At 68.7% G+C, this 15,402-nt stretch carries 17 protein-coding genes; 11 read left to right on the top strand and 6 right to left on the bottom strand.

Annotated elements, in window-relative coordinates:
- The 6 genes from ACWIBS_RS06455 to era are packed head-to-tail and all read left to right on the top strand — an operon-like array spanning position 1 to position 4,959.
- Positions 1-768: a 16S rRNA (uracil(1498)-N(3))-methyltransferase gene (locus tag ACWIBS_RS06455; protein WP_376128896.1), complete on the top strand. Its 768-nt coding sequence runs from the start codon at positions 1-3 to the stop codon at positions 766-768.
- 23 nt (positions 769-791) lie between these two features.
- Entirely contained in the window at positions 792-1,139 is a 348-nt protein-coding gene (locus ACWIBS_RS06450; protein ID WP_376128894.1) for a histidine triad nucleotide-binding protein, read from the top strand.
- Positions 1,140-1,191: 52 nt separating this feature from the next.
- Positions 1,192-2,220 (top strand): PhoH family protein, encoded by a 1,029-nt coding sequence (locus tag ACWIBS_RS06445; protein WP_376128973.1) that lies wholly within the window; start codon positions 1,192-1,194, stop codon positions 2,218-2,220.
- Positions 2,217-2,684: an rRNA maturation RNase YbeY gene (ybeY, locus tag ACWIBS_RS06440; protein ID WP_376128892.1), complete on the top strand. Its 468-nt coding sequence runs from the start codon at positions 2,217-2,219 to the stop codon at positions 2,682-2,684. The genes ACWIBS_RS06445 and ybeY overlap by 4 nt, the downstream gene beginning before the upstream one ends.
- Entirely contained in the window at positions 2,681-4,054 is a 1,374-nt protein-coding gene (locus tag ACWIBS_RS06435; protein WP_376128890.1) for a hemolysin family protein, read from the top strand. Before ybeY ends, ACWIBS_RS06435 begins: the two co-directional genes overlap by 4 nt.
- Entirely contained in the window at positions 4,051-4,959 is a 909-nt protein-coding gene (gene era, locus ACWIBS_RS06430) for a GTPase Era (protein WP_376128888.1), read from the top strand. The genes ACWIBS_RS06435 and era overlap by 4 nt, the downstream gene beginning before the upstream one ends.
- A 22-nt stretch (positions 4,960-4,981) precedes the next feature.
- Here era and ACWIBS_RS06425 read toward each other — a convergent pair whose 3' ends face one another.
- Entirely contained in the window at positions 4,982-5,866 is an 885-nt protein-coding gene (locus ACWIBS_RS06425) for an isocitrate lyase/PEP mutase family protein (protein WP_376128971.1), read from the bottom strand.
- A gap of 9 nt (positions 5,867-5,875) precedes the next feature.
- Between ACWIBS_RS06425 and ACWIBS_RS06420 the strand changes: the two genes are divergently transcribed.
- On the top strand, positions 5,876-7,072 hold the full coding sequence (locus ACWIBS_RS06420) for an ArsR/SmtB family transcription factor (protein ID WP_376128886.1): 1,197 nt from the start codon (positions 5,876-5,878) through the stop codon (positions 7,070-7,072).
- A 36-nt stretch (positions 7,073-7,108) separates the two neighbouring features.
- On the opposite strand, the gene ACWIBS_RS06415 is transcribed toward ACWIBS_RS06420, so the two are convergent.
- The 3 genes from ACWIBS_RS06415 to ACWIBS_RS06405 form a co-directional block, all read right to left on the bottom strand.
- The gene (locus ACWIBS_RS06415) at positions 7,109-7,522 is read right to left on the bottom strand and encodes a DUF2255 family protein (RefSeq protein WP_376128884.1); all 414 of its coding nucleotides are present in this window, start codon (positions 7,520-7,522) and stop codon (positions 7,109-7,111) included.
- Between the two features lie 81 nt (positions 7,523-7,603).
- On the bottom strand, positions 7,604-9,034 hold the full coding sequence (locus ACWIBS_RS06410; protein WP_376128883.1) for an HNH endonuclease signature motif containing protein: 1,431 nt from the start codon (positions 9,032-9,034) through the stop codon (positions 7,604-7,606).
- 171 nt (positions 9,035-9,205) lie between these two features.
- Positions 9,206-9,835: a hypothetical protein gene (locus ACWIBS_RS06405; RefSeq protein ID WP_376128882.1), complete on the bottom strand. Its 630-nt coding sequence runs from the start codon at positions 9,833-9,835 to the stop codon at positions 9,206-9,208.
- Positions 9,836-10,041: 206 nt separating this feature from the next.
- Between ACWIBS_RS06405 and leuA the strand changes: the two genes are divergently transcribed.
- Complete coding sequence (gene leuA / locus ACWIBS_RS06400; protein WP_376128881.1) at positions 10,042-11,808, top strand: 2-isopropylmalate synthase; 1,767 nt, start codon at positions 10,042-10,044, stop codon at positions 11,806-11,808.
- Between the two features lie 77 nt (positions 11,809-11,885).
- On the opposite strand, the gene ACWIBS_RS06395 is transcribed toward leuA, so the two are convergent.
- The gene (locus ACWIBS_RS06395; protein WP_376125630.1) at positions 11,886-12,572 is read right to left on the bottom strand and encodes a trimeric intracellular cation channel family protein; all 687 of its coding nucleotides are present in this window, start codon (positions 12,570-12,572) and stop codon (positions 11,886-11,888) included.
- A 36-nt stretch (positions 12,573-12,608) separates the two neighbouring features.
- Here ACWIBS_RS06395 and recO point away from each other — a divergent pair, with 36 nt between their 5' ends.
- From recO to ACWIBS_RS06380, 3 genes are read left to right on the top strand one after another with little or no spacing between them, the layout of a single operon-like run.
- Positions 12,609-13,343 carry a DNA repair protein RecO gene (gene recO, locus ACWIBS_RS06390; RefSeq protein ID WP_376125632.1) on the top strand — a complete coding sequence of 245 codons (735 nt, stop codon included), beginning with the start codon at positions 12,609-12,611 and terminating at the stop codon, positions 13,341-13,343.
- The gene (locus ACWIBS_RS06385) at positions 13,340-14,164 is read left to right on the top strand and encodes an isoprenyl transferase (protein ID WP_376125635.1); all 825 of its coding nucleotides are present in this window, start codon (positions 13,340-13,342) and stop codon (positions 14,162-14,164) included. Before recO ends, ACWIBS_RS06385 begins: the two co-directional genes overlap by 4 nt.
- 29 nt (positions 14,165-14,193) lie before the next feature.
- A complete protein-coding gene (locus tag ACWIBS_RS06380) occupies positions 14,194-14,877 on the top strand; it encodes a DsbA family oxidoreductase (RefSeq protein ID WP_376125637.1) in 684 nt (227 codons plus the stop codon).
- On the opposite strand, the gene ACWIBS_RS06375 is transcribed toward ACWIBS_RS06380, so the two are convergent.
- Positions 14,878-15,381: a glutathione peroxidase gene (locus ACWIBS_RS06375; RefSeq protein ID WP_376125639.1), complete on the bottom strand. Its 504-nt coding sequence runs from the start codon at positions 15,379-15,381 to the stop codon at positions 14,878-14,880.
- Positions 15,382-15,402: the final 21 nt, after the last annotated feature.

The raw sequence follows: 15,402 nt of genomic DNA, 5'->3' as shown, positions 1-15,402 counted from the left end.
ATGCCGCTGCACTTTCTGCTCGACGAGGCCACCGACGCGCAGGCGGGTGACGAGGTCGCCCTGACCGGCGCGGAAGCCCACCATGCCGCGACCGTGCGACGCGTGCGCGTCGGCGAAGAGGTCACGGTCGGCGACGGTCGCGGGGCGTGGCTCACCGGCGAGTGCGTCTCGGTGACGCCGCGCGAAGTGGTCATGCGCGTGGACGCGCGCCGCGACATGCCGCCGCCCGTGCCGCGCGTCGTGCTCGTGCAGGCCCTCGCGAAGGGGGGCCGCGACGAGCTCGCCGTGCAGGCCGCGACCGAGCTGGGCGTCGACGCCATCGTGCCGTGGCAGGCTGCGCGCAGCGTGTCCCGGTGGGCGGAGGCAAAGGCCGAGAAGGGGCGCGCACGCTGGGCCACGATCGTGCGCGAAGCGGCGAAGCAGGCGCATCGTGCGTGGGTTCCCGAGATCGAGCCGCTCACGACCACGAAGCAGCTTGCCGGCCGCGCCGCGGCATCCGTCATGCTCGTGCTCGAGCCGTCCGCAACGGACCGCCTCACCGAGATCCTCGGCCCGCCGACGGGAGCGGATGCATCGGGCGAGCCGTGGCACGGCGGTGCGGACGTGCTGCTCGTCGTGGGCCCGGAGGGCGGTATCGCCCCCGACGAGCTCGACGCGCTGCGCGAGGCCGGTGCGCGCGCCGTGCGGCTCGGCAACACCGTGCTGCGAACCTCGACGGCAGGCCCCGCGGCTCTCGCCGCCGTGAGTGCGGCCCTCGGCCGCTGGTGACGCGTGCCGCTTAGACTGTCCGAATGAGCGAATCGTCGATCTTCGCGCGGATCCTCCGCGGCGAGATCCCCTCCGAGATCATCGCCGAGACCGAGAATGCCTTCGCGATCCGTGACATCGCGCCGCAGGCCCCGGTGCACCTTCTCGTGATCCCAAAGACCGAGGAGTACCGCAACGTCGTCGAGCTCGCCGCGGGCGATCCCGAGCTGCTCGCCGAGCTCGTCGGTCTCGCCAACTCCCTCGCCGCCGAGCACGCCGACGGCGACTTCCGGCTCATCTTCAACACGGGTCCGAATGCGGGACAGACGGTCTTCCACGTGCACGCGCACGTCCTCGGCGGCGGCCTGTCAGAGAAGAGCCTCGGTGGTTGACGACATCCCCGACGGCGCGACCGTCGAACGCGTGTACGTCGACGGCGTCGCGATGGTGCAGCTGCTCGGCCCGCAGGACCGCCTCCTGCGCGTCGTCGAGGCCGAACACCCCGACGTCGACGTGCTCGTGCGCGGGAACGAGATCACGCTCACGGGAGCACCCGACGTCGTCACGGCCGCGCGCGCGCTCGTCGACGAGCTGATCGAGATGACCAGGGCAGGGCAAGGTCTCGAACCCGCTGACGTCTCGTCGTCGAGCCGCATCCTGCGCACCGAGGGCGGACCCCGTCCGTCCGAAGTGCTCGGCGAAGCGATCCTCTCGTCGCGCGGCAAGGTCATCAGGCCCAAGACGCTCGGGCAGAAGGCGTATGTCGACGCGATGGACGAGAACACGATCGTGTTCGGCATCGGCCCTGCCGGTACGGGAAAGACCTACCTCGCGATGGCCAAGGCCGTCCAGGCGCTCCAGCGCAAAGAGGTCAGCCGCATCATCCTGAGCCGTCCGGCGATCGAAGCGGGGGAGCGTCTCGGCTTCCTGCCCGGAACGCTCACCGACAAGATCGACCCCTACCTGCGACCGCTGTACGACGCGCTCAACGAAATGATGGATCCCGAGCTCGTGCCCAAGCTCATGGCCAGCGGCACGATCGAGGTCGCGCCGCTCGCCTACATGCGAGGCAGAACCCTGAACGACTCGTTCGTCGTCCTCGACGAAGCGCAGAACACGACTCCCGAGCAGATGAAGATGTTCCTCACGCGCCTGGGGTTCGGAACCCGCATGGTCGTCACGGGCGACATCACCCAGATCGACCTGCCCGAGGGCGCGTCGGGGCTTCGCCTCGTCACGCGCGTCCTGGGGGACATCGACGACATCCACTTCGCGCAGCTGACCAGCGCCGACGTCGTGCGCCACACGCTGGTGGGGCGCATCGTCGACGCGTACACCGAGTACGACGAGCGGCGGCTGGCGGGCCGTCGCGAACGCGACGAGGCGTCCGAACTGGCCAATCGCGCCGAGCGACGCGCCGCACAGCGCCCCACGGGGCCCCGCGACCGATTCCCCAAGCGAGGACGCTCATGACGATCGAGATCGGCAACGAATCCGGCATGCCCGCCGACGAGACGGTGCTGCTGCGGCTCATGGAGCACAACCTCGCTCACCTGCACGTGAGTCCCGACGCCGACGTGGCCATCCTGCTCGTCGATGAGGGCGCGATGGAGTCGCTGCACGTGCAGTGGATGGATGAGCCCGGGCCGACCGACGTACTGAGCTTTCCCATGGACGAACTGCGCCCCGGCACGGATGACGCCCCGACGCCCCCGGGGCTGCTCGGCGACATCGTGCTGTGCCCGCAGGTGGCCGAGACCCAGGCGGCGGCGGCGCGCCACTCGACGATGGACGAACTGGTCATGCTGACCACCCACGGACTTCTGCATCTGCTCGGCTTCGACCACGCCGAGCCCGCCGAGGAGCGTGAGATGTTCACCCTTCAGAAGGAGCTCATCACCAGCTTCCAGTCGGCCGAGCGCCGACGACGCGCATGATCGCCGGCCTGCTACTTCTCGCTGCCGTTCTGCTCATCGCATTCGGCAGCCTCATGGCTGCGATCGATGCGGCCCTCGCCGTCACATCGCGAGCGGACCTCGCCGAGATGGGTGAGGACGGCGGACGCAATGCGTCGTCGCTGCAGCGGATCGCCACCGACCCCGAAGCCCACGCGACCGCCGTGGTCTTCATCCGCATCCTCGCCGAGACGGGCGCTGCCGTCCTCGTCACGGTGGCCCTCACGATCCTGTTCGAGGACATCTGGTGGGCGATGCTCGCCGCCGTCGTGCTCATGACCGGCATCTCGTTCGTCGTGGTGGGCGCGAGTCCCCGCGCGTGGGGTCGGCAGCACGCGACGCGCCTGCTGCGTTCGGCGGCTCCCGTGATCCGCGGCGTGCGGCTCATCCTCGGTCCGCTCGCGCACGGTCTCGTGGCGCTCGGCACGCGTGTCACCCCGGGAGTCCGGCGCAGTGCGTCGTTCGCGTCCGAGGAGCAGCTGCTCAGCATCATCGACGAAGCGACCGAGAACGAGCTCATCGAAGAAGACGACCGCGAGCTCATCCACTCGGTCTTCGACTTCACCGACACGATCGTGCGAACGGTCATGGTGCCGCGCACCGACATGGTGACGGTGGATGCCGCGGCCACGGCCCGCGACGCCATGAGGACCTTCCTCGAGAAGGGCATCTCGCGCATCCCGATCGTCGATGACGAAGCCGACGACCTCGTCGGCATGCTCTATCTGAAGGACCTCGTGCAGTTCGCGTTCCGCGACGAGGCAGCGTGGGCGGACGCGCCGGTCACGCGCGTCGCACGCCCGGCCGTGTTCGTACCCGAGTCGATGAAGGCCGAGTCGCTCCTGCAGCAGATGAAGCGCGAAGCCGTGCATGCCTGTCTCGTGATCGACGAATACGGCGGCGTGTCCGGGCTCGTGACGCTCGAAGACCTCATCGAAGAGCTCGTAGGCGACATCGCCGACGAGTACGACCCGCGCGCCGACGAGGTCAGCGAGATCGAACCCGGGCGCTACCGCGTGAGCGCGCGTCTCGGTCTCGACGAAGTGGGCGACCTGTTCGGCATGGAACTCGAAGACGAGGACGTGGATTCGATCGGCGGACTGCTCGGCAAAGCGCTCGGGCGCATCCCCCATCCCGGCGCGGCGGCGGAGTACGCCGGCCTCGTGCTCACCGGCGGCGCTTCGCGCGGCCGCGGTCGGGGGATCTCGACCGTCTTCGTCGAACGCGGTGAGACGCCCGTCGACGCGGGCCGCAGCCCCCGGACCGGAGAGCTTCGCCTGCCGCGGACCGGCGAAGTCCGGGCAGCGCGCACGGGTGAGCCCCGCAGACCCCAGAACGAGGAGACACCATGACCGATCCCGAGACCACGGTTCACCGTTCCGGGTTCGTGACGTTCGTCGGCCGCCCGAACGTCGGCAAGTCGACGCTCACCAACGCCCTCGTCGGCGAGAAGGTCGCGATCACGAGCGACAAGCCCCAGACGACGCGCCGCGCGATCCGCGGCATCCTCAATCGTCCCGACGGCCAGCTCGTGATCGTCGACACCCCCGGCATCCACAAGCCCCGCACGCTTCTGGGGCAGCGTCTCAACGACCTCGTCGAGACGGTGCTCGGCGACGTCGACGTCATCGGATTCTGCGTCCCGGCGACCGAGAAGGTCGGCCCCGGTGACCGGCGCATCGCCGAATCGCTGTCAGGCTATGCGCGGGCGAAGAAGGTCGCGATCGTCACCAAGACGGATGCCGCGACCCGTGAGCAGATCACAGCGCGTCTCATCGAGGTCGATCAGCTGCGCGAGGACTGGGCGGCGGTCATTCCGCTGTCAGCGCTCACGCACGAACAGCTCGATGTGCTGACCGGCGAGCTTCTCTCGCTCATGCCCGAAGGCCCGCCGTTGTATCCGGACGATGTCGTGACCGACGAGTCGCTCGAGGATCGCGTCGCGGAGATCATCCGCGAGGCCGCTCTCGAGGGCGTCCGCGACGAACTGCCGCACTCCATCGCCGTGACGATCGAGGAGATGTCGCAGCGTGAGACCGGGTCGATGACCGACATCCACGCGAACGTCATCGTCGAACGCGACAGTCAGAAGGCGATCATCATCGGCCACCGAGGGTCGCGCCTGCGCGACGTGGGCGCGCGTGCCCGCGCGCAGATCGAACCGCTCGTCGGCACGAACGTCTTCCTCAAGCTGCACGTGAGGGTCGCGAAGGAGTGGCAGCGCGACCCGAAGCAGCTCGGCCGACTGGGGTTCTAGGCAGCATCCGGGTTCGCGCGGGTCATCGTCGCACCGCTCGAACGCGGGCTGCTTCGACGTCGTCGTACGACATCGCATCCGGCGCGGGGAGGCCATCGCGATAGGCCACGGCAGAGCGGACAGCCTGCGTGATCGCGGTGCGGAACAGCCTGGAGCCGGTGCTGATACGTCGAACACCGAGCTCGTGAAGCTGCGGGAGGGGGAGCTCGGCCAAGACATTGAGCGGTGAATCGCCGAGCACGGAGACCAGCTTCTCGATTTCGTGCGGATCCCTGAGCCCGGGCACGAAGATCCCGTCTGCGCCCGCGTCGACATACTCGCGGGCCCTCCGGATCGTCTCCTCTGTCTGCGCTCCAAGCCAGTAAGTGTCGGTACGGGCGTTGACGAACAGTTCCGGCGCTGCGCTCTTGAACCCGGCGATGAGTGCGCGCTGGCGTTCGACGGATTCCAGGCCTGTGCCGCGACCGTCCTCGATGTTGACGCCGGCCACGCCGATTGTCGTGAGCTCTGCGGCCAGCGCAGTGGGATCCGCGCCGAAGCCCGCCTCGATGTCGACGGTGATCGGCACCCGCAGGCAAACGAGCGACCTCGCCAGCGCGAGCGTTTCGTCGAGTGTCGCACCGGCGGCGTCTGGAAGCCCGCGAGACGCGGCGACGCCCAGACTCGTCGTCCCCACTGCCGAGAACCCCTGTTCGACAAGGGCCGCAGCCGAAGCGAAATCCCACGCGTTGGGGAGCACGAGAGGCTCCTTCGCGTGATGCAGCCCCCGAAACGACGAAGCCCCCTCCGCGATCGCGACGGCATGAGCCTCGCCGGGGCATGAGTGTCGCCCGGCACCGAACGGCCGACCGTCGAGGCTCTCGACGACTTCCTCGCCGGAGGGCGAGATCCGGCGCGTGGAAGGCACGGGAGGTTCGTGGCCCGCGATCAGCGATCGCGTCGCGCCGCAGGCTTGAACCAGCAGACCGATTCGCGTCGCCGTTTCCTCATCCCATTGACCCCCGGCAGCCACGACGAGGCGGGCAACCGCGGCATCGGCACCTGGGGTTTCGCCATCGTGCGGCTGATAGCTGGCCGCTACAACCTCGACATCAGCAGCGACCTCTCGCGGGAGGCCCAGCGCCTCAGCGAGCGTGGACACCGGATGACCTGGCCGACGGAGCGAACCTGGATCGATCTCATCGAGGAGGCGGACAGCCAGCTGGCGCCTTCGTTCGTGGTCCGCGCCCTCAGAGAAGCGCGCGACATGCGCGCGGAGCCAGGCGATCCCTGCGGATGCGTACGGAACACGCGGGACTGTGAACTGCGGATCATCGAGAATTCCCATGCGTGCCATTGTGAAGGCAGATCAGTTCGGTGGACGCCGAACGATGACCGGTGCATACTCGACCACGTGACCGCGGAGAATCTCGCGTCCGTCGCTGCCGCGATGGCCGACACGACGCGCGCTCGCATGCTCGTTGCGCTCATGGACGGCAGAGCATGGACCGCGCGCGAATTGGCGCAGCAGGCGTCCGTGGCCGCCTCGACGGCGACCGAGCATCTGAACCGTCTGGTCGGGTCGGGTCTTCTCGCCGAACGCCGCCAAGGCCGGCATCGCTATGTTCAGCTCGCGGGCGCGAACGTGGCTGGCGCGTTGGAGGCCGTCGCCGCACTCGGCCACCGGCCCCCCGAACCGATACGCAGCCTGCGACAAGCATCCATCAACGCTGCGCTCGCCCACGCACGCACCTGCTACGACCACCTGGCGGGGGCGCTGGGCATCGGGATCACGGACGGGATGGTCGAACGGGGGATTCTGACCGAGGAATCGCTCGACCTCACCCCCCACGGGGCGGCGTGGTTCCACGACACGTTGCACGCCCCCTACGAGCCGGCCCGGCGGACGGCTACTCGCGCCTGCCTGGACTGGACGGAGCGGCGCGTTCACCTCGGCGGCGCTGTCGGCGCACACATCGCCAGCGTCTTTCTCGAGCGACATTGGGTACGGAAGTCGCAGTCCAGCCGCGCGATCGTGGTCACGCCCACGGGTGGTGCCGCGCTCCGACAACTTCTCGACATCGACTACGACGTTCTCCGACGCGTGAACAGCAGGACGGCCGACAACATTTAGGCGGGTATCCCGCGGATGGGAGACACGCCTAGGCGCTCAGCGCGCTTCCTCGACGCGCAGGGTGCATGCGCGCGCGTCGGCGCTCAGCATCATCCGCACCGAGTCGGGGCTCGAGGCATACTTGCGCCAGAGCTCGTCGTCGATCTCGGCCTGCACCTCGTCGTCGACGGGAACGTACGAGGTGGTGACCTCCTCGCGCTCGAGAGCCAACGCGGCGACGCGATCCCGCTCGGCGATCGATCCGTCACCGAGCGCGAAAGCGACCGGCCGGCCGGCACGCACATGGCGGTACCACGCGGCCTCGGGGCCGTTGACCGATCGGATGTACGGCACGCCGTCGATCACCATGGACCAGATCGGGGTGGCGACCGGCTGCCCGTTCGCCTTCGTCGTGACCACGGCGACGACCGCGGTCTCATCCAGTACCTGCACGATGTTGTCGAAGCTCATGCTGCCGAAGCTACCCCACCCGGTGACGCGTCGCGTCAGCCCCGTCGAGTCGCGGCACTCCAGCCGAGCCACGACCGCGTGTCATGTGCGCCGGCCGCCGATGAGATCGAGAATCCGGGTCGGAGATTTCGTGACGGCGCGCCATCGAGGTCGGGTCTCGATCCAGTCGGGTGCGAGCACCTCGGGAACGCCCCTGTTCATGCGGATCCGCCACCCGATGTGGCCGAGGAACCGATGGTGCGCCCAACAGAGGAGCACTCCGTTGTCGCAATGCGTCGGGCCGCCCTCGGCGTGTTCCATGACGTGATGCACTTCGCACCAGCCTGCGGGCACACCGCAGCCGGGAATGATGCAGCCGCCGTCGCGAAGGGCGATCGCCCGGCGCTGGTGGCGATTGAAGACACGCTCCTCCGTGCCGATCTGCTTGATTCGACCGTTGCCGCCAAGGAGGACGCGCTGGATGACGCCAGCGCAGCCCGCGTGCCGTGCGCTGGCCAGCGATACGGGTTCGTCACTCCCGTCGACGTGCGCCCAGCCCGTCTGCGAGACGAGATCGCGGTCTCGGACCGACACCACGAGCGTCGGAGCAGCGCCGCCGATCGTGGGCAGTTGCTCGCTGGATGCTGCGACGAACAGGGCCGTCGCCAGAGCGTCATGCTGCTTCTGCGTCCACGTGCGCGGGTCGACGGGGGCGAACTCGTCGTCGGCATCGCCGGTCGCTTCGGCTGAGGGGCGGAATCGCACTCCGGCGCTGCCGTCGACCCGGGGCGAGGTCACCGCATCGCTGATGCGCCGAAACTGAGCCGCGACTTCGGGGAGCAGCATCCCTCGGATCGGCACGAGGCCGTCGCGCACGCTGCCGAGCGTGATTCCGCGCAGTCGGATCGCGCGCTCTTCGCGCGGTTCGGCGCCGTCCTGGTCGAGGTAGGCCGACCACGCGAGCGCCTGCACGCGCAGCAGCTCGGCACACGCTGGGGGCGCACCTTCCGGACCTTCGCCGCGCGCTTCGGCCGCAAGCACGGCATCCGCCGCGAGCAGGTCGTCACGCCCGACCCGGCGCCCCATTCCCTCGAGCGGACCGGAGACGGCGAGAAGCCCGTCGACGCCGACCTCGCCGTCGAGCAGCGCGTCGCGCAGAGCGGGCAGCCGGGGTTCGATCGGCGACCCGGCGAACGAGATCCCCACCATGGTCGGCTTCGCTCCGCGGATCAGACGAGCTGCCGTGGCTGGGGCGAGACGCGTGTGACGCTGGACGAGTTCACTCACGTCATGGCAGCCCCTGCGCGTCGTCAGCCGCAGATCGCGGTCGCGCTGAACTGACCGTCGGGACACTTCGCCCACCGTCTCGACGAGAACCGCGTCGGTGAGTCGCTGCAGCTCGGCCGCGAGCGTCATGGCCGTCACGACGTGGGTGTCGGACGCATCGATGATCCGACCCGAGCCGAGGGTGTCTGACACGACCCCGCGAGACTGCTCGATGACCTCTTTCAGGTGATCCAGCAGTGCGTCCATACCCACGATTCTGCCAAGGGCCTCCGACATTCCCGTCTGGTTTTCACCGGTACTGCGCGGGCAGTTCGCGCGACGCGATCTGCGACGATCCGACCGCGTCACAGTGATGCCCTTACCCCGTGGAAGCCAGGCGGGGTACGTGCATGCACGGCGTCGCGGAAACCCGGTGCCTCACCCCGCGACGGGGGTCAGCGCCGATCGGATCAGCACGATGTCCTCGCCGAAGTCGTCATCCGCGGCCTTCTGCCACGTGCCGTCGTCCCAGACGACGTCGACCAGCAGCCACCCGTTCTCGGGCATCGACATCAGGTAGGCATCGCCGAGGCGCTGGGGCAGCTCGTCCTGCAGCTCGGTGAGCTGCGGCTCCGTGCCCGCCCCGGGTTCGCCGCCGGTCGGATCGGGCGCGACCATCGGGTCGTACAGCGCCAGCATGACGGGGTCCTCCGTGAGCACGAAGGTGTCGCCGTCGTACGTGCCCTGCACGGCATACGCGCCCCATGTGACGCCGCTCGCCGTCTCGTGTCCGTCGAGCCCCTCCCAATCCCACCCTTCGATCGGGATGCCGGAGCACTGCGGGGGATAGGACTCGGCGATCGCGCCGAGACACAGCTGGGGGTCGCCTCCCGTGTCGAGCACGGTGCCCTGCGCCATGACGTCGCCCTCGGGCGGCGCCGGCCAGACCGAGCCCAGCGAGGCGCCCGGGGGAGCATCGGACGCGGAGGGCGTCGCGCACCCCGCGAGTACGAGAGCGGATGCCGCGCCCACGACGAGGGCGAGGAGGTATCGGCGGTGACGTGTCATGTCGTTCTAGTGTCGCGCGCGGCCGATTCGTCTCATCCCGATCCGGTCCTGTTACCATCTATCCATGCGCTTCGGCGGGCTCCTTCTTCTTAGCCGCCGCGACGAGTCCTCGATCTAGGACCTTCCTCGTCGCGGCGATCGTCGTTGGTCCGCTATCCATCCGGCACTCAGCCAGCCCGATCGGGCGATGAAAGAAGCGACGAATCATGAAGAACACCCAGCAGCCCTCCGGAATGCCGATCCACAAGTATCGGCCGTACCACGAGCAGATCCGGGTCGATCTGCCCGACCGCACGTGGCCGTCCAACCGGATCACGACGGCCCCGCGCTGGTGCGCCGTCGACCTGCGCGACGGCAACCAGGCGCTCATCGATCCGATGAGCCCCGAGCGCAAGCGCATCATGTTCGAGCTGCTCGTGAAGATGGGCTACAAAGAGATCGAGGTCGGGTTCCCCTCGGCGAGCCAGACCGACTTCGACTTCGTGCGCCAGCTGATCGAAGACGACCTCATTCCCGACGACGTCACGATCCAGGTTCTGACGCAGTCGCGCGAGCACCTGATCGCCCGCACGTACGAGGCGATCGCGGGGGCCAAGCAGGCGATCGTGCACCTGTACAACTCGACGAGCATCGTGCAGCGCGACGTGGTGTTCCGCACCGACAAGCAGGGCATCAAGGACATCGCCCTGTCGGGTGCGCGTCTGTGCCGCGAGTACGAGAAGCGCATCCCCGAGACGACCGTCTACTACGAGTACTCGCCCGAGTCCTACACCGGAACCGAGCTCGAGTTCGCTCTGGAGATCTGCAACGACGTGCTCGAGGTCTTCGAGCCGACCCCCGAGCGCAAGGTCATCATCAATCTGCCGGCGACCGTCGAGATGGCCACGCCCAACGTGTACGCCGACTCGATCGAGTGGATGTCGCGTCACCTGAATCACCGTGAGAACGTCATTCTGTCGCTCCACCCGCACAACGACCGCGGCACGGGGGTCGCCGCCGCCGAGCTGGGGTACCTGGCCGGCGCCGACCGCATCGAAGGATGCCTGTTCGGCAACGGTGAGCGCACGGGCAACGTCGACCTCGTCGCGCTGGGGATCAACATGCTCACACAGGGCATCGATCCGCAGATCGATTTCAGCGACATCGACCATGTCAAGCGCACGGCCGAGTACTGCAATCAGCTGCCCGTGCCCGAGCGCAGCCCCTGGGCGGGAGACCTCGTCTTCACGGCGTTCAGCGGCTCGCACCAGGACGCCATCAAGAAGGGCTTCGAGGCGATGCAGGCCCGCGCCGACGCCGCCGGTGTCACGGTCGACGAGATCGACTGGGCCGTGCCGTACCTGCCGATCGACCCGAAGGACCTGGGCCGCTCGTACGAGGCCGTCATCCGGGTCAATTCGCAGTCGGGCAAGGGCGGCGTCTCGTACCTGCTCAAGACCGACCACGCGCTCGACCTGCCGCGTCGTCTGCAGATCGAGTTCTCGGGCGTCGTGCAGGCCAAGACCGACGAGCACGGCGGCGAGGTGACGAGCGACCAGATCTGGTCGGTCTTCACCGACGAGTACCTGCCCGCGGCGGCCGAGGCCGACCGCTGGGGTCGGTTCGAGATCCTCGCGACGCGCAGTACGAGCGACATGACCGGCGACGTCGAGCTCGCGGTGCGTCTGCGCGACGGCGACGAAGTGCAGGATGCCACGGCTCACGGCAACGGCCCGATCGCCGCATTCCTCGAAGTGGTCCGGGCGCACGGGTTCGACATCTCGCTCTACGACTACGTCGAGCACACGCTGAGCGCCGGCGGCGACGCGCAGGCGGCCGCCTACGTCGAGCTGCAGGTCGACGGCGACCGGCTCTGGGGTGTCGGCATCGACGGTGACATCTCGACGGCGTCGCTCAAGGCCGTCGTCTCGAGCGTCAACCGCGCGATCCGCACCCGCGAGCGCTCCGCGTCGCTCGTCACCGCCTGCCCCTGACGGCGAGACTGCAACGGGCGGCCGAGACTGCGGGGTTCACCCGCAGTCTCGGCGCTCCGTTGCAGTCTCGCGGACGATCAGGGCTTGATGATCGGGATGGCCGAGGTCTCGACGGCGACCTTGCGGCGGTGCAGGGCGCGCTGCTCGGGCAGCGAGATGTCGAAGACGACGGCGAGCAGGCGGATCACCGCCGTCACGACCATTCCGGCGATGGATGCTGCGATGAGCGGCGCGCCGAGCGCATGCGCCCCCGCGAGCACGACGCATCCGGCTCCGGCGGCCACGGCGTACAGCGACCCCACGTGCATGATCGCAACCGGCAGGCCCATGATCATGTCGCGCAGGATGCCGCCGCCCACCGCCGCGCACACCCCGACGAAGATGGCGGGGATCTCGGGAAAGCCGAGCGCGAGCGCCTTGCTCGTGCCGAGCGCCCCGAACATGCCGATCACGAGGGCGTCGAGCCCGACGATCACCCGGTTCAGCCGCTGGAAGATGCCGGCGAGGAGCATGCCGACCAACGCGGCCCCCGTCGCTGTGATCAGGTACCAGTTGCTCTGCAGCGTCGCCGGCGGGACGTTCAGGAGCATGTCGCGGATGAGACCGCCGCCCATGCCCATCACGATGCCGATGATGGCCACGCCGAGCAGGTCGAGGCGGCGCTGGCCGCGGAAGCCCGAGGCGAACAGGGCGCCCTGAACGCCTCCAAGACCCACGGCGGTGAGGTCTGCCCAGAGCGGGATCACGAAGAGCGGCTCGTTCACGCGTCCATTCTCTCGCCTGGACGGGATAATCGAGTGGTGCCCACCTACCGCGACGAGGTCGTGATCCTGCGCACCCACAAACTGGGTGAAGCAGACCGCATCCTCACGATGCTCAGCCGCCGCCACGGCAAGATCCGCGCGGTCGCGAAGGGTGTCCGGCGCACGTCGTCGCGGTTCGGAGCACGTCTCGAGCCCTTCATGGTCGCCGATGTGCAGCTCTACCAGGGCCGGTCGCTCGACATCGTGCAGCAGGCCGAGTCGCTCGGATCCTACGGCGCCGACATCGCCGCTCACTACGACCGTTACACATCCGCCCACGCGATGGTCGAGGCCGCCGACCGGCTCAACGAGGCCGACGCGACACGCCAGCAGTACCTGCTCCTCGTCGGTGGCCTGCGCGCGCTCGCGCGCGGCGAGCATGCTCCGCGCAGCATCCTGGATTCGTACCTGCTGCGCGCGATGGCTCTGTCCGGGTGGGCGCCGGGTCTGTCGGAGTGCGCTCGATGCGGCAGACCGGGCCCGCACGACGCCTTCGTCGCTCAGGCGGGCGGCACGGTGTGCACCGGGTGCGCTCCCGTCGGCTCGGCCCGTATCGGCTCGGCGACCTCCTCCCTCCTGCGGTCGCTCATGGCGGGGGAGTGGGAAGCGGTGGATGCCGCGACGCCGGCCTCGACCGCCGCGGCGTCCGGCCTCATCGCGGCGTACGCGCAGTGGCATCTCGAGCGCGGCATCCGCTCGCTCGCGCATGTCAGCTCGGAGGGAGCCCGATGAGCCCGAAGCCGTTCACGCACCGCGACGCCGTGGCGTATCGTCCGCTGGATTGGACCGGACAGCATCCGCCCGAGTTCCCGAAGGGCGCCGTGCCGAAGCATGTCGCGATCGTCATGGACGGCAACGGCCGGTGGGCGAACCGGCGCGGCCTCACCCGCGTCGAAGGGCACAAGGCGGGCGAGGCGGCTCTGCTCGACGTCGTCGCCGGCGCCGTGCAGGCGGGCGTCACGCATCTGTCGGTGTACGCCTTCTCGACCGAGAACTGGTCGCGCTCGCCCGACGAGGTGCGCTTTCTCATGGGGTTCAATCGCGATGTGCTGCACCGACGCCGCGACCAGCTCAACGAGTGGGGGGTGCGCGTACGGTGGGCGGGCCGCAAGCCGCGCCTGTGGGGCTCGGTCATCAAGGAGCTGCAGTTCGCCGAGCAGCTCACCCGCGACAACGACGTGCTCACCCTCACGATGTGCGTCAACTACGGCGGGAGGATCGAGCTCGTCGACGCGATGCGATCGATCGCGCAGGACGTCGATGCGGGGCGCCTGCGTCCGTCAGCCGTCACCGAACGTCTGATCCGCAGCCGTCTCTATCAGCCGGATATGCCGGACGTCGATCTCTTCATCCGCTCGAGCGGCGAGCAGCGCACGTCGAACTTCCTGCTGTGGGAGTCCGCGTACGCGGAGTTCGTGTTCCTCGACACACTGTGGCCCGATTTCTCGCGCACCGACCTGTGGCAGGCGATCGGCCTGTATCTCGACCGCGACCGTCGCTTCGGTGGCGCCGTCGACACCCCGCGAGATTCCCAGAAGCATTCGCCGGAATAGACGCCGCACGGGCGCCGTTGCACCGTGCTGTGAGTGAATCCATCAAGATCGACGTCTGGTCCGACATCGCGTGCCCCTGGTGCTACATCGGAAAACGCAACCTCGAGAACGGTCTCGCGGCGACCGCCGCCGACGACGACGCGCCGCGAGTCGAGGTGACCTTCCACTCGTACGAGCTCTCGCCCGACACCCCCGTCGACTTCGACGGTGACGAGGTCGACTTCCTCGCGAATCACAAGGGGATGCCGGCCGACCAGGTGCGTCAGATGCTCGATCGCGTGACCGGTGTGGCCTCCGAGGTCGGACTCGAGTACCGCTTCGACCTGCTCCAGCACACCAATACGCTCAAGGCGCACGAACTGCTGCACTTCGCCAAGGAGCAGGGCCGTCAGCCCGAGCTCGCCGAACGGCTGATGGCCGCGTACTTCACCGAGGGCCGGCACGTGGGGCGCGAGGACGAGCTCGTCTCGCTCGCCGCCGATGCGGGTCTCGACGCGGATGCCGCCCGCGAGGCGCTCGAGTCGGAACGGTTCGCCGAGGCCGTGCGGGCCGACAAGGCTCAGGCTGCCGCCTACGGCATCACCGGCGTGCCCTTCTTCGTCATCGACGGCAAGTACGGCATATCGGGGGCGCAGCCGGCCGAGGCGTTCAGCCAGATCGTCCGCCAGGTGTGGACCGAGTCCCGCGGCGGCGCACCCGTCGCGGGCGCCTGATCAGCGCGGCAGGTTCTCTTCGATCACGGCCACGACGGCCGGGTCGTCGGGCTTCGTGGTCGGGCGGAACCGGTGCACGTCGCCCGAGGGCGTGATGACGAACTTCTCGAAGTTCCAGGCGATGCGCCCCTTCTTGCCCTCGAGGTCGCGCGCCGCTTTGAGCGCCTGGTAGAGGGGTGCGGCATTCTTGCCGTTCACCTTCACCTTGTCGTGCACGGGGAATGTGACGCCCCACGTGGTCGCGCAGTAGTCGAGGATCTCGTCCATCGACCCCGTTTCCTGCCCCATGAACTGGTTGCACGGAAAGCCGACGACGGTGAACCCTCGGTCGCCGTAGGCCTTCTGCAGCTGCTCGAGCTGCGCGTACTGCGGGGTCAGCCCGCACTTCGATGCGACGTTGACGACCATGACGACGTCTCCCTCGTACTCCGCGAGCGTCGAGGTGCCGCCGTCGGCGGTCTGGAAGGGGATGTCGCGCAGGTCAGGCGTGGTCTCATCGGTCATATCCCCAGGCTAGAGCCTGAC

The organism is Microbacterium sp. NPDC055442 (assembly GCF_053644215.1).
The sequence above is the reverse complement of the archived record's forward strand: the minus strand, read 5'-3'. Positions and strand labels throughout refer to the sequence as shown.